This is a genomic window from Shewanella sp. DNRA4 (assembly GCF_012843185.1).
In the GTDB taxonomy this organism is placed as follows: domain Bacteria; phylum Pseudomonadota; class Gammaproteobacteria; order Enterobacterales; family Shewanellaceae; genus Shewanella; species Shewanella xiamenensis.
Genome location: NZ_JABAIP010000004.1, coordinates 173,994 through 193,455, shown reverse-complemented (window position 1 = coordinate 193,455; position 19,462 = coordinate 173,994). Strand labels below are relative to the sequence as shown.

Genomic DNA, 19,462 nt, shown 5'->3' with positions numbered 1-19,462 from the left:
TATAAGCAAAAAACAGGATTAGAAACTTTTACTGATCCCAATGACGACTCTGTCATCGAAGATTTCAGTTTGTGTACCATAGACTTTATGGTCAGTGTCGACAGTGCTGCCGTGGTAGCGTAAATCGAAGTTAAGGCCGTAATAGGCTTTGCTTAAACCTATGTTCCAGTGGCCCCAACCTTCGGCGCCATCACCCGTTAGGTCTTGATAACCCACAGATGCTGAGATTTTTACACCGTTGTCAAAGCTATAGCTTGGGTGTAGAGCGTAGTTCACCCCGTGCCAGCCATCGACACCAAACCAGTCATCCACCGTTGGGGTGACTTCGAGTTGCAGATTGGCTCGACCGAATTGTTTACCCACTTTTAGCCATAATTCGGTGTAGTTGGAATAGGAAGCACCGGGGTAAAGGTATGAAAACAGCATGACATCATAGGTAAAGCCAGAATCGCCAAACTCTCCCGCTTTACCAATAAAAGGCGCGGTAACAATTTCTAAGTTTGGGTCTGCAAACTTAATGTTGGAGCTAAATACCCCAGCATACCAGCCTTGATTGTGGTTCCAACTTAATGTGCCTTGGACGACCGGAATATCGCCGTCTAAGGTCTCGGATTCACCACGAAACACATAGTCCGAAGCAAAATTAACATTGCCGTTAAGGGTGCCACCAAAGAGTTGATTATCTTCAGCAGCGTGGGAGCTGGCCGCCAAAGAAAGTAACGCCCCAGTGAGCAGCAATTTAGTACGAATCTTCATAATCATCATCTCAAAGTGATTGGAAATTGTTAGCGCACCTATATCGTAAAAATAAATTGTTAATAGCGGTGCAGCCTGGGATGAACCAATAACGAAAAGATATGAATGAATGTGAATAAGCAGCGAAATAACAGGGTCAATAAAAGCGTAATTTATAAAACTGCATTTTTTTGGGAAGCTGAGTTTCATTAAATGGGGTGCAAAATGTAATATCCAATTTGCGCTATACAACGCTTGGTCATAAAATGTCGCGTCCAAAGGTTTGAATATCTATTCGTTTCCCTGACCCATTTGTAACAAGGATTTACGTAGCAATAGTATGCATTCGGATAGCAAGGTATGGTCATTCCATGCTTGATCCAATATGACCACACAAGGGTTATATATGCACAAAACCTTATGTAAAAGCTTGTGCTAATATGCCCTAGCTGTATCAAATAAATGTTTACTCAGGTTAATCGAGTATAAACATTTGTGTCGCCAAACATGTTTGCAACATTTTTGATATAGAGTAGGCTGAATAAGTGCTTTGTATCGTATAACGCTAACAATCTTATCTACAGTTAACATACTTCTTAAATAGGATAACAATTCTACTAATAAGGTATTGGCAAAGGTGTGAATATTTTCATTAGTTTACACTTTTGTTTGTTTATCTTTCTTGTTGATCCTTATAGGGTATACGATAAGTAATAGCTTTGATTTTAGTTATAATTATGGCCGTGAAATCATCCATATTGTGTGAACACGGTGGCGTTAAAATTTAAAGGAGTTCTCATGCGGCAGACAATTAAACTTGCCTCAGTAATCAGCGTGGCGTTGTGGATGGCAGCTTGTAGCCCTCAAGAGGATAAAGCCGCTCATGGCGGCGCGGGGCCGCAGAGCATGGAAGTTGGGATAATTAAAGTGGAAGCTAAGCCACAGGTTATCCAAGTCGAGTTACCGGGTCGTAGCAAGGCATTTCTTGAAGCCGAAGTTCGTCCTCAAGTGAATGGCATTATCACTAAGCGTAGCTTTGTCGAAGGCGGCAATGTGAAGCAAGGCGAATCTCTTTATCAAATTGATTCTGCGCCTTATAAAGCCGCACTTGTCAGTGCAAATGCTGACTTAGCTCGAGCAAATGCAAGCCTTGCTTCTGCCAAGGCAAAAGCGGCTCGTTATCAGCAGTTAGTTAAAACTAACGCGATCAGTAAACAAGATTTCGACGAAGCCGAAGCCGCTTACAAAGAAGCGCTGGCCAGTGTGACTGTGGCGGAAGCGGCGATTAATACTGCGAAAATCAATCTTCAATACACTGAAGTATTAGCGCCGATTTCAGGCCGTATCGGTAAGTCGAGTGTAACAGCGGGTGCGCTAGTAACGGCTAACCAAAGCCAAACTCTGGCAACCATTCAACAGCTTGATCCTATCAATGTGGATATCGCTCAATCGAGTGCTCAGCTGTTACGCCTAAAAGCCAAGCTGAAGCAAGGTAAGCTGCAGGCGGCGGATAACGCTGACGTGCAGCTAGTCTTAGAAGACGGCACGATTTATGGTCACAACGGTAAGCTGCAATTTGCAGAAGTGAGCGTGGATGAAAATACCGGCTCAGTGATCCTACGCGCCGAGTTCCCTAACCCAGATGGCATCTTACTGCCTGGCATGTATGTTCGTGCTGTATTGAATACCGGTACCGATCCTCAAGCCATCCTAGTGCCGCAAAAAGCCATTACCCGTAACGCTAAGGGTCAGGCCGTGGCGATGGTGGTGAACGATCAAGGTCTAGTGGAAGCAAAAATTGTTACCACAGCGGAAGTTATCGACAATCAATGGCGTATTACTGCTGGTTTAGAAGCGGGCGATAAGTTGATTGTGGAAGGATTACAAAAGATCCGTCCAGGTGCACCAGTCACCACCAAAGTTATTTCTGAAACCCAAGCAAAATAGGGCATAGCTATGGCACGTTTTTTTATTGATCGTCCCATCTTTGCGTGGGTGATCGCCTTAATCATTATGTTGGCGGGGATTTTATCGATCCGATCCCTGCCAGTCTCGCAGTACCCCAGTATTGCGCCACCGACAGTAGTGATCAGTGCGAACTATCCAGGTGCATCGGCCAAAATCGTTGAAGACTCAGTAACTCAGGTGATTGAGCAACGTATGAAGGGTATCGACCACCTACGTTATATCGCTTCAACCAGTGATAGCTTTGGTAACGCATCGATTACCTTAACCTTTAACGCTGAGGCTGATCCGGATATCGCGCAGGTTCAGGTACAAAACAAGTTACAGGGCGCAATGACCTTGTTACCACAAGAGGTGCAATCTCAAGGGGTTAACGTTAACAAGTCAAGCTCTGGCTTCCTGATGGTATTGGGCTTCGTATCGACCGACGGTTCTTTGGACAAGGGTGACATCGCCGACTATGTGGGCGCTAACATCCAAGATCCTATGAGCCGTGTACCGGGCGTGGGTGAAATTCAGATTTTCGGTGCTCAGTACGCGATGCGTATATGGTTAGACCCGCTGAAACTGACTCAATATAACCTCACTAGCTTAGATGTGGTGAGTGCTATCCGCGCGCAAAACGCACAGGTATCTGCTGGTCAACTCGGTGGTACGCCATCACTGCCAGGACAAGAGCTAAACGCGACCGTATCGGCACAGAGTCGTCTGCAAACGCCAGAACAATTCCGCAAGATTATTCTTAAATCCGATACGTCGGGTGCGAACGTGTTCTTGGGTGATGTGGCACGTGTCGAGTTGGGTTCAGAAAGTTATGCCGTAGAGTCTCTGTATAACGGTAAACCAGCCTCGGGTATTGCGATTAAGCTGGCAACCGGTGCTAACGCCTTAGATACGGCGGCAGCGGTTCGCGCTAAAGTGGAAGAGTTGCGTCCCTTCTTCCCTGCTGGGTTAGATGTGGTTTACCCCTACGATACAACACCATTCGTTGATAAATCGATTGAAGGCGTAGTCCACACTCTGCTTGAAGCGATCGTACTGGTGTTCGTCATCATGTATCTCTTCCTGCAGAACTTCCGTGCGACTTTAATTCCAACGATTGCAGTACCTGTGGTATTGCTGGGTACCTTTGCGATTCTGTCGGCAACGGGCTTCTCCATCAACACCCTCACCATGTTTGCAATGGTACTGGCGATTGGTCTACTCGTGGACGACGCGATTGTGGTGGTTGAAAACGTTGAGCGGGTGATGGCCGAAGAGGGCTTAAGTCCACTCGAAGCGACCCGTAAGTCGATGGATCAAATTACTGGCGCGTTAGTCGGTATCGGTCTGACCTTGTCTGCGGTATTCGTACCTATGGCGTTTATGTCGGGTTCTACTGGGGTAATTTACCGTCAGTTCTCGATCACTATCGTTTCTGCGATGGCGCTGTCTGTGCTGGTGGCCTTGATTTTAACCCCCGCACTCTGTGCGACTATGCTCAAACCGTTGAAGAAGGGTCATGGCCATATCGAAACGGGTTTCTTCGGTTGGTTTAACCGTGGTTTCGATCGCTTAACGAACCGTTACGAATCGAGCGTGGCTGGTATTGTGAAGCGTGGCTTCAGGGTCATGATGATTTACGCTGCATTAGTGGTGGCAGTGGGCTGGATTTTCATGCGCATGCCAACGGCATTCTTACCAGACGAAGACCAAGGTATCTTGTTCACGCAGGCAATTTTGCCAACCAACTCTACCCAAGAAAGCACCATGAAAGTGTTAGAGAAAGTCTCTGATCACTTTATGGCTGAAGAAGGCGTAAGGTCGGTATTTAGTGTTGCGGGCTTCAGTTTTGCGGGTCAAGGCCAGAACATGGGTATTGCCTTCGTTGGTTTGAAGGATTGGTCAGAGCGTGAAGCGCCAGGTATGGATGTTCAATCCATTGCGGGCCGCGCTATGGGTGTATTCAGCCAAATGAAAGAAGCCTTCGTATTCGCCTTCGTACCGCCAGCGGTCATCGAGTTGGGTACGGCCAATGGTTTCGATATGTACCTGCAAGATAAAAACGGCCAAGGTCACGATAAGTTAGTGGCGGCGCGTAATCAATTGCTGGGTATGGCAGCTCAAAATCCAAACCTTGTGGGGGTTCGCCCTAATGGTCAGGAAGATGCGCCAATTTATCAATTGCACATTGATCATGCTAAGTTGAGCGCATTAGGCGTTGAGATTGCTAACGTTAACAATGTGTTGGCAACAGCTTGGGGTGGTTCTTATGTTAACGACTTTATCGACCGAGGCCGTGTTAAAAAGGTATTTGTGCAAGGTGATGCTCAATACCGTATGCAGCCAGAAGACCTAGACACTTGGTATGTGCGTAACAACAAGGGCGATATGGTGCCGTTTTCAGCCTTTGCGACAGGTTCTTGGGAATACGGCTCACCACGTCTAGAACGTTTTAACGGTTTACCTGCGGTGAATATTCAAGGCGCGACAGCACCTGGCTTTAGTACTGGTGCGGCCATGAATATTATGGAAGACCTAGTTAAACAGTTACCACCGGGCTTTGGCATCGAGTGGAACGGCTTATCCTATGAGGAGCGTTTATCGGGTAACCAAGCGCCTGCGCTATATGCGTTGTCGATTCTGGTGGTATTCCTCGTATTGGCTGCACTGTATGAGAGTTGGTCAGTTCCGTTTGCGGTAATCCTAGTGGTTCCGCTAGGTATTATCGGTGCCCTGCTGGCGATGAATGGCCGTGGCTTGCCAAACGACGTGTTCTTCCAAGTAGGTCTGCTGACGACCGTTGGCTTGGCAACCAAGAACGCCATCTTGATTGTGGAATTTGCGAAAGAGTTCTACGAGAAAGGGGCGGGTCTGGTTGAAGCGACGTTACATGCTGTACGTGTGCGTTTGCGTCCGATTCTGATGACATCGCTCGCGTTTGGTTTGGGGGTTGTGCCGTTAGCCATTAGTACGGGTGTAGGTTCAGGTAGCCAGAATGCCATCGGTACAGGTGTACTTGGCGGTATGATGAGTTCGACGTTCTTAGGTATCTTCTTCGTGCCACTGTTCTTCGTTATTGTTGAGCGGATCTTTAGTAAACGAGAGAGAAAAGCGAAAGACGAAAAGCCAACATCGGCGGAGTAATCTAACGTTCTAATCAAAGCCCTGTATTTACAGGGCTTTTTGTTGGGCGAAAAATATTATCGTTACAAGGATGGATAGCTACCTTGAATCAATTCGGGCATATTAAATGAGTCAAGATAAAAAGGGAGCAGGTGATGTCTGCAGTCAGTAAGGATCAATTAATCAAATTAGAGGCATCTCTCGCAAAGGGAAAGTGGTATTTCATCTTGGTGATTGGCGTACTGTATTGGGGGAGTGTGACGTCACTTTTGGTGGTGGGGTTTCAATACCTCACCGCTGAGACACCATTTTGGCTGGCAATGAAAGTCGCACTATATATTTATCCCGCGAGTGGCGTGCTATTTGGCTGGACGCTATGGATGCAGTTAAATCACAGAAGAGATAAACTGCGCGGCAAATCTCGTCCATAATCAATACATAGCGCTGGCGTAGGAGCAAAATCGTGTCATCGGTGAGCAGTCTTATCACTAAGCAACTTGTCGTAGCGATGATTTGCCATGCTATCGCTATTGGCATTTTGGCCTATGGTGCCTATGAGTTTTATCTTGAGAAGCTTGTCGTCCCCGAGCTCATCCGTAGTGTTGCCGTAGCAGTATTTTTTATCGGCATGGGACTCGAACCCAATATGTTTTTTACACCGTTAAGTCAGGTCATGACCCAAGCCGACGATAAGTCGCCTAAGTCGAAATTACAAACGATGGTGTTTAACTTTGGGGTTTTCTTACTGATTTGTGGCTTTTTAATGGAATGGTTGTACGACTAGCCCGTTAAACCTGTCCATGAAAAAGGCGCCGAGACTAGCTGCGACGCCTTAATAAACCTAGCGATTCAGGCATCACTCGTGCCTAAGGCGTATAGTAAGTTGCTGCCCCTGGCCCTACTGGTAAACCAAAACCGAATACCCACAGAAAGAAAAACGCCGTCCAGCCGATGAAGAACACTAAGGTATAAGGCAACATAGTGGCGATCAGTGTGCCTATGCCGAGGTTTTTCTGATAGCGACAGGCCACCGCTAAAATCAATCCGAAATAACTCATCATTGGCGTGATTAAGTTAGTTACCGAATCCCCAATACGGTAGGCCGCTTGAATGGTTTCTGGCGCATAGCCAACCAACATCAACATGGGCACAAAAATGGGTGCGGTAATGGCCCACTGTGCTGAAGCACTGCCCAGCATTAGGTTGATAAAACCGCACAGCATAATAAAAAACAGGAACAGGATTGGCCCAGTTAACCCTATGGATTGCAAGGCATCTGCGCCCAGCACGGCTAACACGGCACCGAGATTACTCCAGTTAAAGAAGGCCACAAATTGTGCCGCAAAGAACACCAGTACGATATACAGTCCCATTGTACTCATACTGTGCGACATGGCATTGATAACATCTTTATCGTTTTTAATGCTGCCAACGACCTTGCCGTAGACAAAACCCGGGATCGCAAAACAGATAAAGATAAAGGCGACAATACCCTTGAGGAAGGGTGAGCCCGAAACCAGACCGGTTTTAGGATCGCGCAGTGGCGCACCCTCTGGCACGACTGACAGCGCAAGGATCACCGCTAGCACCAGCATAGATAACCCCGCCCACTTGAGGCCGCGTTTTTCCAGCTCAGTGACATTGCCCATGGATTGATGCACGGTTTCATCGGCATCATCGCCCTGATACTTGCCCAGTTTCGGCTCGACAATTTTCTCGGTTACAAAGGCGCCGAGGAAAGTGATCACAAAGGTCGAGACAAACATAAAGTACCAGTTAACCTCAGGGCCGACGTTGTAGTCGGGGTCGATCATCCGCGCCGCAGCTTCAGTTATGCCCGATAACAGTGGATCGACAGTACCGAGCAGCAGATTTGCGCTGTATCCCCCTGATACTCCTGCAAATGCAGCGGCTAAGCCTGCTAACGGATGACGGCCTAAGGAATGAAAAATCATCGCCGCCATGGGAATTAATACCACATACCCAAGCTCTGCCGCAGTGTTTGACATAATTCCCGCAAACACGATAGTCACTGTCACTAAACGCTTAGATGCACCCATGACGAGTGCACGCATGGCGGCGGATAATAGTCCTGAACGCTCGGCGATACCCACACCCAGTAGGGCAACCAGAACCGTGCCCAAGGGAGTAAAACCGGTAAAGTTAGTGACCAAGTTGGACACTATCATCCGCAAGCCTTCGGCATTCATCAGGCTGACCACATGGATAAGTCCATCGGCACCTCGGCCGTGCGCGCCCTCGGGGCGTGGATCGGCCACCGTCAACTCAAAGTAGCCAGCAATGCCAGACACCAGAATCACAGCGACACAAAATAGAGCAAACAGGGTAATAGGGTGTGGCAATAAATTACCTAACCGTTCGACAATATTCAGAAAGCGTACAAACCAGCCACTTGAGCTGATGTCATGTGGGGGCGGTGTCTTTATGGGAATATGATTGGATTTCAAACTCATGCCTTGCCTCTGTCGACCTTTGCTAGCGCATTTTTTATCCGTGAGCTGAATCGATGCGGCGTGACTTGGCTGAGGAGCCTCTCGCTCAAGTGATTAGATTAACGCTAAGGTAAAAGTGAAAAAATTGGCCGAAAAGTATGATGCTTGTGCTTTAAATAAAACTTAAATGTGGCTAGAGCAGTATGTAGGCAGATTTTGGATAAAAAAATGGACTCACGGGGAGTCCAGTATTCACGAGCAAAAAGGTTGCTCTAAACGTTGTGCAAATTAACTATAGCTTAGTTTTTCTGTATCCAAGCTGAATGTTTTCAATCAATTCGGGTTTAATCTTGTCACAAAAAATCTTGGGTCAGATGCTCTTACCTGTGCAGTAAAAGATAACATTTCATTGCACTAGCTAACGCTTTAGATGAAATTCTTGCTTATTTATGGTTAGCTGTAGCCATTAAAAACAATAATAAACACTAAGGATGGAAGATGGACAAACTGTTACTGGGATTAGCGCTGATTTTTATCGTGACCTATCTTTGGTATGTCAGCCTAGTCAAAAAACGCAATACCGCCCTTGAGGCTCTGTCGGGGATCGATGTGCAGTTGGCTAAACGCGCCGATCTCGTGCCCAATATCCTCAAAATCGCCAAGCGATTTATGGATCATGAAAAGTCATTGCTCACTGAAATTACTGAGCTACGCACGCAATTAACCCGTCATTACAACAAGACTGACCCCAATGCGGTTAAAGAGCATATTGCACAAGCCGAGCAATTAAACGACAAAATGGCTACCTTGATGGTTAATGTTGAAAACTATCCCGAGCTGAAGTCCGACAACACTATGCTTGAAGCCATGCAAACCTATAACGAGGTCGAAGCACATATTTCGGCGGCTCGTCGTTTCTATAACTCAGCGGTATCGGAGTTAAATACAGCCGTTGAAATTTTTCCCGGGTCGATTATTGCGTCAATGGCTAAGATTAAAGTGATGCCATTTTATGAAGTCAGTGAGGCATCTAAAGCACCAATAGACGCGGCAGATTATCTGTAATCTTTAATATTTGCGGGGGTAAAATACCCCCGTAAAATAACGATCTCAATGAATATACTCACCTTTATCTTGGGCAGTCCCATAAAGGCCCAGCGACAGACGGTAAAACTGTCGGCAGAGCCTGCGGATAGGGAGTCGCTGCAACAGTATTATGATTCCTACCTTGCACCGCTTGCTGCCCGTTATGAAACCAAGCGTGTAGCTAGCCTTAAGGCAACACGTCAACGCTTGTATCTCAGTTTAGTGATTGTTGCGGGTCTCGTACTATTAACGATATTGGGACATAGCCGTGGGCTGGTGTTGTTTCCGCTACCAATGATTGCACTACTGTTATTAGGTTTTTGGAGTTTTACCCCGACAAGGCAGTTTACGCGTCAAGTGCAGCAAGAAATCTATCCCATCATGTTTAAGTATTTTGGTGAAGACTTTATCTACAATCGCGAGATGCGCCTTGATATGAATCGGCTCTCGGCGGCAAAAGTCTTACCTCATTACGACAAGGTGAGTTTTGGTGACTATATTCACGGTCAATACAAAGGCGTAGAACTAATCGTCAATGAGTTAACCCTGACCAAAGATGTGCGAGTGGAAGAGTGGGACGGTAATAAACGCAGAACCGTAACCCGCACTGAAACCCGTTTTCGCGGCACTGTGGTCGAGCTCAGTAGTCACAAGCAGTTTATCGGCCATACCGTGGTATTAAAGGATCGTGGCGGATTAGCGAATTTCTTATCCGACAGTCATTCGGGGTTGCAAAGAGTGCGACTAGAAGACCCCTTGTTTGAAAAAGAGTTTGATGTGTTTTCAACAGATCAAATTGAATCACGTTATTTGCTCAACACCGCTTTTATGGAGCGATTACAGCAACTGGCAAAGGTCTTTGCTGGTGATATCCAATGTGCCTTCTTTCGCAACCGGCTGATCCTATTTTTGCCCAATCGTAGGAGTCGCTTCCAAATGCGCTCTATCTTTGATAGTGCGAATTTTTCGACAGAATTTAGCCAGTTAAACCGTGAGATGAAGCAACTCTTTGCTATTATTGAAATACTTAAACTAAACGAATACACGGGACTTTGATGATAGCAATGCACCAACCACCTACTTACCTTAAGTCGATTGCGCTATATGGGCTCGGCTTATTGTTAACTTGGGGGAGCTTTGCAACCGTGTTCGCCGAAGAGGTCAAACCGACTAAGCCGCGCATTGTGGCGCGCTATTCTGACAGTGGCATCGTCAGCGCGGAAGGCCAAGAAAAATTTAAGGTTTATCAATATCAACAGGCCAATGGCGTAACAGTTTTTACCGATAAAGCGCCATCGAGCAGCGATTACCAAATCCTACTGTACGATTGCTTTGCTTGTCGCCCAGACTCGACTATCGATTGGAATGGTATTCGGTTGTTTACCCGTAATTACGAGAGTTTAATCAGCCGCGCGGCCCATAAACATCGGTTAGATCCTGCACTTATCCGTGCGGTTATCCATGCTGAGTCAGCATTTAATGCTAGAGCGATATCCCGCTCAGGGGCTATGGGGTTAATGCAATTGATGCCCGAAACCGCCAAAGAGATGGGTGTGACTAATGCCTTTTTGCCAGAGGAGAATATTCTCGGTGGCAGTAAGTATTTGGCGCAAATGCTAAAACAGTTTAATGGGGATATTGCGCTGGCCTGTGCGGCCTATAATGCTGGGCCTACAACTGTGACTCAGTACAACGGTATTCCGCCCTATCCAGAAACCCAAGCCTACGTAGAACGGGTGCAAATTCTGCTCAAGCGTTACCGCAGCACTAAGGTATAAGGTTCGCTGTAACTATCGATATTCTGCTTTAACAACAAACGCAGCGGGACAAGTAAAGTATCCGCTGCGCTATGTTGCAGCTTCATAATGTTGAAGCCAATCTGGCTGAGCTTATTCGCCAACTTCCCATTTTACGCTGACATGACCATCTGCTTGGCCTAAGGTTTTACCTAAGTAATCGAGCACTTCGGTTGCAATTTCATCCAGTTGCCAAGGTGGATTGATAACCCATAGTCCTGCGGCTGTCATGCCAAACTCGTTAGAATCGGGCTTGATGGCTTGCTCTATACGTAGTTGGCGCTTAATACCGCTAGTGGCTAAGCGGGAGAGCATTTCTTCTGTTTGCGCGCGGTTGACTACCGGATACCAGAGCATAAATACGCCCGTGGCAAAGCGTTTGTGCGCCTTGATTAACGTGTCGGCCACTGTTTGATAGTCGGTCTTAATCTCATAACTGGGGTCAACAAGTACCAGTGCGCGGCGCTCTAGTGGCGGTACTGCGGCAATCAGCCCTTTTAAGCCATCGCCTTTAATCACTTTAACTTGCTTATCTTGTTCGAAATACTCATCCAGTAGCAGATGATCGGTACCGTGCAGCTCGTGCAGCAGCATACGATCCTTTGGCCCAAGATCCATATCGATAAAGGCTGGCGAACCTGGGTAAAAGTTCAGTTCTTCTGGATTGTCTTCATTAAAATGACGCACCGCATCTATATAATCTTGCAAGGATTTGGGCAGATCGGTTTTGTCCCACAGTTTTGCCACCCCGTCGAGATATTCACCTGTCTTTTGGGCAAACTCATCCGTTAACGCATAACCGCCTGCACCCGCATGGGTGTCGATATACACGAGCGGTTTGTCTTTTTTATGCATTAACTGCAAGGTTTGCAGCAACATAGCGTGTTTCAGCACATCGGCATAATTGCCAGCGTGATAACCGTGACGGTAACTTAACATGGGGGATCCTAGTTATTTGCAAACAAAGCAAAGGGAGGCAAATGCATGTCGGCAATTATACCTAGGATGCCCTATGGCGTAAAATTAATGCCTCACTTCGCCCGTTTTTTATGGGTGAGCCAATGTGAAGGGGTTTGCATCTGGAAGGTTTTTAGCCAAAGCCCAGCGGGGGCGGGTTTACCAAATAAGTAACCTTGAAACTGTTCACACCCTAGTGCGGTCAGTTGCATTAATTGCGTTTCGGTTTCGATCCCCTCTGCAATGACATTCAGATTTAAACTTTTAGCTAATAAAATTGCGGCGTTGACAATTTGAGTATGGCGCTCGCTAATACCTAGCTGACTCACAAAGTAACGGTCGATCTTAATGGTGTCGGTACTGATATCGATTAACTGGCTTAGTGACGCATGGCCAGTGCCAAAATCGTCAATCGCAATGGATACGCCCATACGAGCAAGAGTGTTTAAACGTCTGCCAGTTTCTTTATATGTTGAAAATACTGAAGTTTCTGTAATTTCAATTTCTAATAATGGGATGAGTTCAGGATGATTCATATAGGTTTGGATCAAGACTTTAAAGAAGCGATCCGACAGTATATCTTGCCCTGACAAGTTGAAAGCTATCCTGACCATAGGGACATTTTTTGGCCAAGAGCGGATCAGTTGGAGTAACTGTCTAAGCACTTTCATCGCAAAAATCGCCTGTAATTGTGACGACTCTATAATGGGGATAAAGGTGCTTGGCATGATCATAGTGCCGTCTTTATCGAACATTCTGGCGAGCGCTTCAAAGCTAATGATATGGCCATCAGCCATCACTTTAGGCTGTAACCACATTTCAAGACGGTTGTGTTTTAACGCATCGCGGATTTTACTTTCTTGCGAGGAGGCCTCAAGTAAATTGTTAATCAAACCAACGTAATACACCATGACAGGGTTAGCTTGGGTGGTTTGTTTGATGGCAATTAAGCATTGCTCGGCGGCTTGCTGCGGCGCGGACTTATTACCTGAACAGCAACCTATTCGACATTCGAGATGATATTCAATTTGCTGTTCTTGCTTCAGTTTTAAACTGGTTGGTATGCGTTGCCGTAATTGTTGTGCAAGCGTCTCTGGGGAGATTAACGGTAGTTCGGTGAATTCTAGGGCAAAGGATGCGCCCCTAAAGCGGTATATTTTGGCCTGATGGCCGACACGTTCTTTCAGTTCTATGGCAAAGGCTTTTAGAATAGCATCACCAACGCCGATCCCAAATGCGGCATTGATTTGACTGAGATTATCTATCTTAACTAAGGCGACGGTCATTGCTTGATGAGTCACGCTTGGAGCGGGGTTATACCAATGATTCTCGTTGGGTAAACCCGTGACTAAATCATAAAAATGGGTGCTGATATGGTGCTTTTTAAGTCGACTTAATTCAAGCGCATGATTGGTTTGCGCCGTGATATCGTGACAGTGAAATAACAAGGTATCGTGGTGCTCCAATGAGGCTTTTTGCAGGAGATATCGATTGCTTTGGTTGTTTTTTAAACGGGTCTGAAATGACGCGGCGAGTAAATTGACGCTGGCATCTTCAGTTAAATCAAAAATGTCACATAGGCGAGTGCTATTGAGTGTGATATCGGTAGCAATGTTCTTTGCCGCATTATTTAGGTTGAGAATCACCCCATCCTCATTACAGAAGAAAGACGCTGTGCCATTATTCTCAAAAATCTCAGCATATTGATCTAAGGTATGTTGCAGTGCTTTTTGATGCTTAATCATCTGTTGTGCATGGATTTTTTGGGTTTTTAACAGCCGCATTGCCGATAAGGGGATACAGATATTAAAAAACATAAACAGTAACCCGTTTAGATAGGCGTGAGTTGCGGGCAGGCTAATATCCACATCGACAAGGGGCGGGAGGTTTTGGTTACGCAGCAATAATAAAAAAGGCAACACATTGAAGCACATCATCCAGCAGGCGACTTTTCTGCCAAACAGAAAAAGCGCCATCAGCGGCAGCGTATACAGAAAAGTAATACCCGCCTGCGACAAATTGAAATTAGGTACAAACAACAAGATAGACAAACAGGCTGCAACAACCATGACCAGCAAGCTGATTGAACTCGCCAGTAAACACCGACGGGTAAACCATAGCGCAAGAAATAGCACAGTTAAAAAACTGACCGTAATGCCAATAATAAAACTGAGGTTGAGTTCATATGCAATCAATGAACTGTGCAGCACTATGCTGGTGGTCAATACTGCACCACTTAGCAAAATAATCCGCAATAAACTGGTTTTTAATATGGTTCTATCAGGGTTTAAAAAGTCTTGCTCTCTGATAAACAAAAAACCTTTCAGCCAGTTAAGCAAAAAATGTCCTTATTCCATACGGAAGTCGCTAAGGTTGACTGGGAATAAAACATATAACATAAATCGCTAATTTGTTACATAAATAGATTTCTTCCATTATAAATCAGTCGATTACATTGTGATTGATGTTTGAGTTTTTATTGGAGCAGTGAGACAAATTGACCAACAACTTAATACTCACAAACAAGGTGATTTGCTTGCATGTTCATCAAGGCGGTTCTTTGGCATAATGGCCGCAATTTCTACCCGTTAAACAGTGATCCCTTTGCCTATTCCAGTCTTTTTTAATCAGCAATTTCCAACACTTGTGGACATTTGTGCCCGCTGGCAACTGGTTTTTGATGTCGATGCGCCATTTGAGTTACGTTTTGAATCAGACACCTTGACGCTACATAAGCGTGATGAGCCTAAGCTCGATGGCATAGTGGTGGATTTTGTCACTGGCGCGGTTGCCCATAGACGCAAGTTTGGTGGCGGTCGTGGTCAGTCGATTGCCAAGGCTGTTGGGTTAAAGCAGGGCGTTACGCCAAAAGTGGTCGATGGTACTGCGGGCCTCGGCCGCGATGCCTTTGTGCTGGCAAGTTTAGGCTGCACTGTGACTATGGTAGAGCGCCATCCTGTGGTGGCCGCATTATTAGAAGACGGTCTACGCCGCGCCTATCAAGATGCCGAAATCGGCGACTGGATGCGTGAACGTATGCAGCTTTTCCATGGTTCCAGCCTCGAAGCACTCGCAAAATTGGAGCAAGAAGTTGATGTCGTCTACCTCGACCCTATGTACCCCCACCGTGACAAATCAGCCTTAGTAAAAAAAGAAATGCGAGTCTTCCAAACCTTAGTCGGCGCGGATCTTGATGCAGACGGTTTGCTCGCCCCCGCCATGGCCTTAGCCAATAAGCGTGTTGTGGTGAAGCGCCCCGATTATGCCGAAGACCTCGCCGGCGTTAAGCCCAGCATGGTTATCGAAACTAAGAAAAACCGCTTCGATGTCTATATAAAATCGGCAATGAAGTAGTGCTCGCCATCCATTTTTAACGCCCTTTTGTCCCTTAGTTATTGAGGATTAAGGCAATAAAAAAGCGCTAACCTAGGTTAGCGCTTTTGTTTTTGAATAAAGGTTATGTTTATCGCACTAAGGTAAACAGTGGGGTTTGACTGACCGCTTGAAAATCCAGCGCCATGGTTACACTGAGTGCTGTGATGGTAATAATTGAAAAACCAAACACTTGTCTGGCCCAACGTGGCATATCCACATCTTGACGATAACCTTTGAGGGCCATAGTTAGCCACCAGAGGCTGGTGGCACAGGTCACGGCCATAAAGGCGGTGCCTGTGTAACCTGCGAGTGGCAGCATGGTGCTGACCAAGGCGAACACTGCGATATAGAGCACTATATGGTGCTTCGCCTTGGCCATCCCTTCGGCGACGGGCAGCACGGGGATCTTCGCGGCTGCATAGTCATTAAAACGGAAAATCGCGATGGCGTAGGAGTGTGGCATCTGCCAGAGGCTGAACATCAGCAATAAAATCACTGCGCCCATATCCATTTGCCCCGTTACGCTGCAATAGCCCACCACGGGCGGTACTGCGCCCGAAAAGCTGCCGACTAAGGTACCGTAAACCGAGTTTCGCTTCATATAGAGGCTATAAATCCCGACATAAACGACATAACCAATAGCGGCAAACAGCAGGGCTAAGGCATTGGTGAACAAGGCTAAGATACCAAATCCAAGCACGCCTAAGGCGATGCCAAACAGCAAGACATGGCTTAGGGGGATTTCGCCCGTGACGGTGACGCGTTTGCAGGTGCGCTGCATTTTGGCGTCAATATCACGGTCAATACAGTTATTAATCGCGCAGCCTGAGGCGACGACTAAGGATAATCCCACTAAGCTTGCCAGCATCAAGACCAGATCCACATCGCCCTTCGCGGCCAATAGAAAGCCGCCAGCAACGGAAATCAGATTCCCGAAAATGATGCCAGGCTTAGTCACCTGAACATACCCTTTGAAGCGTGCTTTCCATTGCGTCGATGTCAATCTAGCTTGTGTGTTCATTTGCTGTGTCTCGTTACATCATCAAAGCGTTAGCTTCGAGAATGATCCATACCGACAAGCCAACCACCATCACGATGATCAGTGCGGTAAATAGGAAGGAGAAGGTGTTGATCTTGCCTTCCTTAGAGAAGTCCAAATGCAGGAAGTACTTAAGGTGTACCAAAATCTGCACCAGTGCCGTGACAACGACGATGGCAAGCGTTGTCGATTGCTCGAAGTGATGGGTCATTACCGCCCAGAATGGGATGGCAGTTAACACCACTGACAGCACAAAACCGACTAAGTAGGACTTGATGCTGGCGGCCAGATCGTCTGCGCCATGGCTATGATCATGGCTATTATGCTGGGATTGAGTATGTGCGCCCATTACAGTGCTCCCAATAAGTACACAACGGTGAATACGCAAATCCACACGATGTCGAGGAAATGCCAGAACAAGCTTAAGCAGCTCAGGCGAGTGATACTGCGATTGCCTAAGCCCGTTTTGGCGACTTCAATCATCATGATTGCCATCCAAATTAACCCTGCGGTCACGTGCAAGCCGTGCATGCCCACTAAGGTGAAGAAAGATGACAGGAAGGCGCTGCGTTGTGGACCGTTGCCATGTTCGATCAGGTGATGGAACTCATAGACTTCCATGCCGATAAACACACAGCCCAGTGCAAAGGTAATAGCTAACCAAGTGAGGGTTGCCGCCTTGTTGTGACGCTTAGCGAAAATCAAGGCAAAGCCATAGGTAATACTACTGAGCAGCAGGGCTGCGGTTTCGATCAGCACAAAGTCCAGTTCGAAAATGTCTTTACCCGAAACGCCACCGTCGGTGTTCATATAGAGCACGGCGTAAGTAGCGAATACCGATGCAAACAGGATGCAGTCGGTCATCAGGTAGAGCCAAAAACCAAACAGAGTGTTGCCACCCGTATCATGGTGCTCGTGGTGCTCCTCGGCGTGAGCAACTTCTATATTAGCTGGGATTGCAACACTCATATCAGCCCCTTACTACATTGTTTAAGTGAGCATTTTCAATGCGTGCCACTTCATCGGGTTGAACGTAATAGTCGACATCGTTGTTATAAGCACGGAATAAGAACACGATAAACGCGCCCACCATGCCCACAATCGCGAGCCACAGAATGTGCCAAATCGCAGCAAAACCCGCGGCAGTAATGCCCAGCGCCATTAAGATACCGCTAGGGGTATTTTTCGGCATGTGGATTGGCTGATAGTGCTTTTGGCGTTGATAGGCGCTGCCTTTTTCTTTCGCATCGGTAAAGGCATCGATATCAGACACTTGTGGCAACTTAGCAAAGTTGTAGAACTGCGGTGGTGATGCGGTTGACCATTCCAGCGTGTGGCCATTCCATGGGTCGCCCGTGGTGTCACGGTTTTGGTCGCGGTCACGGATACTCACGTACAGTTGCACGAATTGCAGAATGATACCGACCATGATGATGCAAGCACCCACGGCAGCGATATAGATCCACAGGTTCCATGCTGGGTTATCAATGTGGTTGATACGGCGAGTCATACCCATAAAACCGAGTACATACAGCGGCATAAAGGCCACATAGAAACCAATTTGCCAGCACCAGAATGACGCTTTACCTAAACGCTCATTTAAGTGGAAACCCGTCGCTTTCGGGAACCAGTAAGCAAAACCGGCTAAGTAACCGAACACAGCACCACCGATAATGGTGTTATGGAAGTGAGCGATCAGGAACAAGCTGTTGTGCAGTACGTAGTCGGCGCCAGGTACGGCCAATAACACGCCCGTCATACCACCAATGGTGAAAGTCACCATAAAGCCTAAGGTCCACAGCACTGGCACTGTTAAGCGCAGGCGGCCGCGGTAAATGGTGAACAACCAGTTAAACAGTTTTACCCCAGTCGGGACCGCAATCACCATGGTCATCACACCGAAGAAAGCATTGACGTTGGCACTTGAGCCCATGGTGAAGAAGTGGTGTAACCACACGATAAAGCCGAGGATCGAAATCGCGCCACTGGCCCATACCATTGAGGAATAGCCAAACAGACGCTTAGCCGTAAAGGTTGAAATCACATCCGAGAAGATACCGAACGCAGGTAAAATCAGGATGTACACTTCAGGGTGACCCCAAGCCCAGAACAGGTTGATATACATCATGGCGTTACCACCACCATCATTGGTGAAGAAGTGGAAACCCATGTAGCGATCGAGTGTTAATAGCGCTAAAACGGCGGTCAGGATCGGGAACGATGCCACGATCAGTATGTTGGCCCAAGTACAAGTCCAAGTGAAGATGGGCATTTGCATCAGCTTCATGCCTGGAGCGCGCATCTTAAGCACAGTCGCGATAAAGTTGACCCCGGTTAAGGTTGTCCCTATCCCCGAAATCTGCAGTGCCCAAATATAGTAATCGACCCCAACGCCCGGACTGTAAGCCAGCTCAGACAAGGGCGGGTAAGCCACCCAACCCGTCTTAGCAAACTCACCTAAACCCAATGAAATATTGATCAGCACGGCGCCCGAGGCGGTAAGCCAGAAGCTGAGGTTGTTCAAGAAGGGGAAGGCAACGTCGCGGGCACCGATTTGCAGCGGCAGCACTAAGTTCATTAGACCGATCATAAATGGCATCGCCATAAAGATAATCATGATCACGCCGTGGGCAGTGAAGATTTGGTCGTAATGTTCAGGCGGTAGATAACCTGCGGCGCCATTGGTGGCCAGTGCCTGTTGAGTACGCATCATGATGGCGTCGGAAAAACCGCGGATCAGCATGATGAAGGCAAGCACTATGTACATGATACCGAGGCGTTTATGGTCAACCGAGGTTAACCAGTCGTGCCAAAGCACGCCCCATTTTTTGTGTTTAGTGATCAAGGCTGCGACGTACAGGCCTATCACAGCAACAACCGCAAGGGTCACCATGATGATAGGCTCATGATACGGGATCGCATCTAAGCTTAATTTACCGAGAAAAGACATG

Annotated in this window: 16 protein-coding genes; 8 read left to right on the top strand and 8 right to left on the bottom strand. The window is 47.1% G+C overall.

The annotated features are described in order from the left end of the window. Nucleotides 1-18: 18 nt before the first annotated feature. Nucleotides 19-765 (bottom strand): TorF family putative porin, encoded by a 747-nt coding sequence (locus tag HG547_RS06030; protein WP_139122608.1) that lies wholly within the window; start codon nt 763-765, stop codon nt 19-21. Between the two features lie 768 nt (nt 766-1,533). Here HG547_RS06030 and HG547_RS06025 point away from each other — a divergent pair. From HG547_RS06025 to HG547_RS06010, 4 genes are all read left to right on the top strand, one after another. Continuing rightward, nucleotides 1,534-2,682 carry an efflux RND transporter periplasmic adaptor subunit gene (locus HG547_RS06025; protein WP_037423834.1) on the top strand — a complete coding sequence of 383 codons (1,149 nt, stop codon included), beginning with the start codon at nt 1,534-1,536 and terminating at the stop codon, nt 2,680-2,682. Nucleotides 2,683-2,691: 9 nt separating this feature from the next. Beyond that, a complete protein-coding gene (locus HG547_RS06020; protein WP_037423831.1) occupies nt 2,692-5,826 on the top strand; it encodes an efflux RND transporter permease subunit in 3,135 nt (1,044 codons plus the stop codon). 134 nt (nt 5,827-5,960) lie between these two features. Beyond that, on the top strand, nt 5,961-6,236 hold the full coding sequence (locus HG547_RS06015) for a hypothetical protein (protein WP_169547297.1): 276 nt from the start codon (nt 5,961-5,963) through the stop codon (nt 6,234-6,236). A 32-nt stretch (nt 6,237-6,268) separates the two neighbouring features. Next, entirely contained in the window at nt 6,269-6,589 is a 321-nt protein-coding gene (locus HG547_RS06010; RefSeq protein WP_348981357.1) for a hypothetical protein, read from the top strand. An 82-nt stretch (nt 6,590-6,671) separates the two neighbouring features. Here the strand turns inward: HG547_RS06010 and HG547_RS06005 are convergent, their stop codons facing one another. Then, nucleotides 6,672-8,279, bottom strand: a complete 1,608-nt coding sequence (locus tag HG547_RS06005; protein WP_169547296.1) for an AbgT family transporter — start codon at nt 8,277-8,279, stop codon at nt 6,672-6,674. A gap of 477 nt (nt 8,280-8,756) precedes the next feature. Here HG547_RS06005 and HG547_RS06000 point away from each other — a divergent pair, with 477 nt between their 5' ends. Genes HG547_RS06000 through HG547_RS05990 form a run of 3 tightly spaced genes read left to right on the top strand, consistent with a single transcriptional unit; the run spans nt 8,757 to nt 11,122 of the window. Next, entirely contained in the window at nt 8,757-9,323 is a 567-nt protein-coding gene (locus tag HG547_RS06000) for a LemA family protein (RefSeq protein ID WP_037423819.1), read from the top strand. Between the two features lie 48 nt (nt 9,324-9,371). Next, complete coding sequence (locus HG547_RS05995) at nt 9,372-10,400, top strand: DUF3137 domain-containing protein (RefSeq protein WP_169547295.1); 1,029 nt, start codon at nt 9,372-9,374, stop codon at nt 10,398-10,400. Next, nucleotides 10,400-11,122 carry a lytic transglycosylase domain-containing protein gene (locus HG547_RS05990; RefSeq protein ID WP_037423814.1) on the top strand — a complete coding sequence of 241 codons (723 nt, stop codon included), beginning with the start codon at nt 10,400-10,402 and terminating at the stop codon, nt 11,120-11,122. Before HG547_RS05995 ends, HG547_RS05990 begins: the two co-directional genes overlap by 1 nt. A 111-nt stretch (nt 11,123-11,233) precedes the next feature. On the opposite strand, the gene rlmJ is transcribed toward HG547_RS05990, so the two are convergent. Both rlmJ and HG547_RS05980 read right to left on the bottom strand, forming a co-directional pair. Then, nucleotides 11,234-12,079, bottom strand: a complete 846-nt coding sequence (rlmJ, locus tag HG547_RS05985; protein ID WP_055648535.1) for a 23S rRNA (adenine(2030)-N(6))-methyltransferase RlmJ — start codon at nt 12,077-12,079, stop codon at nt 11,234-11,236. Between the two features lie 92 nt (nt 12,080-12,171). Further along, entirely contained in the window at nt 12,172-14,436 is a 2,265-nt protein-coding gene (locus tag HG547_RS05980) for a GGDEF domain-containing phosphodiesterase (RefSeq protein WP_169547294.1), read from the bottom strand. 265 nt (nt 14,437-14,701) lie between these two features. On the opposite strand from HG547_RS05980, the gene HG547_RS05975 reads away from it, so the two are divergent. After that, on the top strand, nt 14,702-15,451 hold the full coding sequence (locus HG547_RS05975; protein WP_169547293.1) for a class I SAM-dependent methyltransferase: 750 nt from the start codon (nt 14,702-14,704) through the stop codon (nt 15,449-15,451). Between the two features lie 109 nt (nt 15,452-15,560). On the opposite strand, the gene cyoE is transcribed toward HG547_RS05975, so the two are convergent. Genes cyoE through cyoB form a run of 4 tightly spaced genes read right to left on the bottom strand, consistent with a single transcriptional unit; the run spans nt 15,561 to nt 19,461 of the window. Beyond that, nucleotides 15,561-16,493 carry a heme o synthase gene (gene cyoE, locus HG547_RS05970; protein WP_011718749.1) on the bottom strand — a complete coding sequence of 311 codons (933 nt, stop codon included), beginning with the start codon at nt 16,491-16,493 and terminating at the stop codon, nt 15,561-15,563. A gap of 13 nt (nt 16,494-16,506) precedes the next feature. Continuing rightward, entirely contained in the window at nt 16,507-16,860 is a 354-nt protein-coding gene (gene cyoD / locus HG547_RS05965; protein WP_099457218.1) for a cytochrome o ubiquinol oxidase subunit IV, read from the bottom strand. Further along, nucleotides 16,860-17,480, bottom strand: coding sequence for a cytochrome o ubiquinol oxidase subunit III (cyoC, locus tag HG547_RS05960; RefSeq protein WP_169547292.1), 621 nt, complete (start codon nt 17,478-17,480; stop codon nt 16,860-16,862). Before cyoC ends, cyoD begins: the two co-directional genes overlap by 1 nt. Nucleotide 17,481: 1 nt before the next feature. Next, nucleotides 17,482-19,461 (bottom strand): cytochrome o ubiquinol oxidase subunit I, encoded by a 1,980-nt coding sequence (gene cyoB / locus HG547_RS05955; RefSeq protein ID WP_169547291.1) that lies wholly within the window; start codon nt 19,459-19,461, stop codon nt 17,482-17,484. Nucleotide 19,462 lies beyond the last annotated feature (1 nt).

Excerpts from the sequence above, each read along its gene's own strand:
- HG547_RS06030 (WP_139122608.1), bottom strand. The coding sequence starts at position 765 with ATGATGATTATGAAGATTCGTACTAAATTGCTGCTCACTGGGGCGTTA.
- HG547_RS06025 (WP_037423834.1), top strand. The coding sequence starts at position 1,534 with ATGCGGCAGACAATTAAACTTGCCTCAGTAATCAGCGTGGCGTTGTGG.
- HG547_RS06020 (WP_037423831.1), top strand. The coding sequence starts at position 2,692 with ATGGCACGTTTTTTTATTGATCGTCCCATCTTTGCGTGGGTGATCGCC.
- HG547_RS06015 (WP_169547297.1), top strand. The coding sequence starts at position 5,961 with ATGTCTGCAGTCAGTAAGGATCAATTAATCAAATTAGAGGCATCTCTC.
- HG547_RS06005 (WP_169547296.1), bottom strand. The coding sequence starts at position 8,279 with ATGAGTTTGAAATCCAATCATATTCCCATAAAGACACCGCCCCCACAT.
- HG547_RS06000 (WP_037423819.1), top strand. The coding sequence starts at position 8,757 with ATGGACAAACTGTTACTGGGATTAGCGCTGATTTTTATCGTGACCTAT.
- HG547_RS05995 (WP_169547295.1), top strand. The coding sequence starts at position 9,372 with ATGAATATACTCACCTTTATCTTGGGCAGTCCCATAAAGGCCCAGCGA.
- HG547_RS05990 (WP_037423814.1), top strand. The coding sequence starts at position 10,400 with ATGATAGCAATGCACCAACCACCTACTTACCTTAAGTCGATTGCGCTA.
- rlmJ (WP_055648535.1), bottom strand. The coding sequence starts at position 12,079 with ATGTTAAGTTACCGTCACGGTTATCACGCTGGCAATTATGCCGATGTG.
- cyoE (WP_011718749.1), bottom strand. The coding sequence starts at position 16,493 with ATGAACACACAAGCTAGATTGACATCGACGCAATGGAAAGCACGCTTC.
- cyoD (WP_099457218.1), bottom strand. The coding sequence starts at position 16,860 with ATGGGCGCACATACTCAATCCCAGCATAATAGCCATGATCATAGCCAT.
- cyoC (WP_169547292.1), bottom strand. The coding sequence starts at position 17,480 with ATGAGTGTTGCAATCCCAGCTAATATAGAAGTTGCTCACGCCGAGGAG.
- cyoB (WP_169547291.1), bottom strand. The coding sequence starts at position 19,461 with ATGTCTTTTCTCGGTAAATTAAGCTTAGATGCGATCCCGTATCATGAG.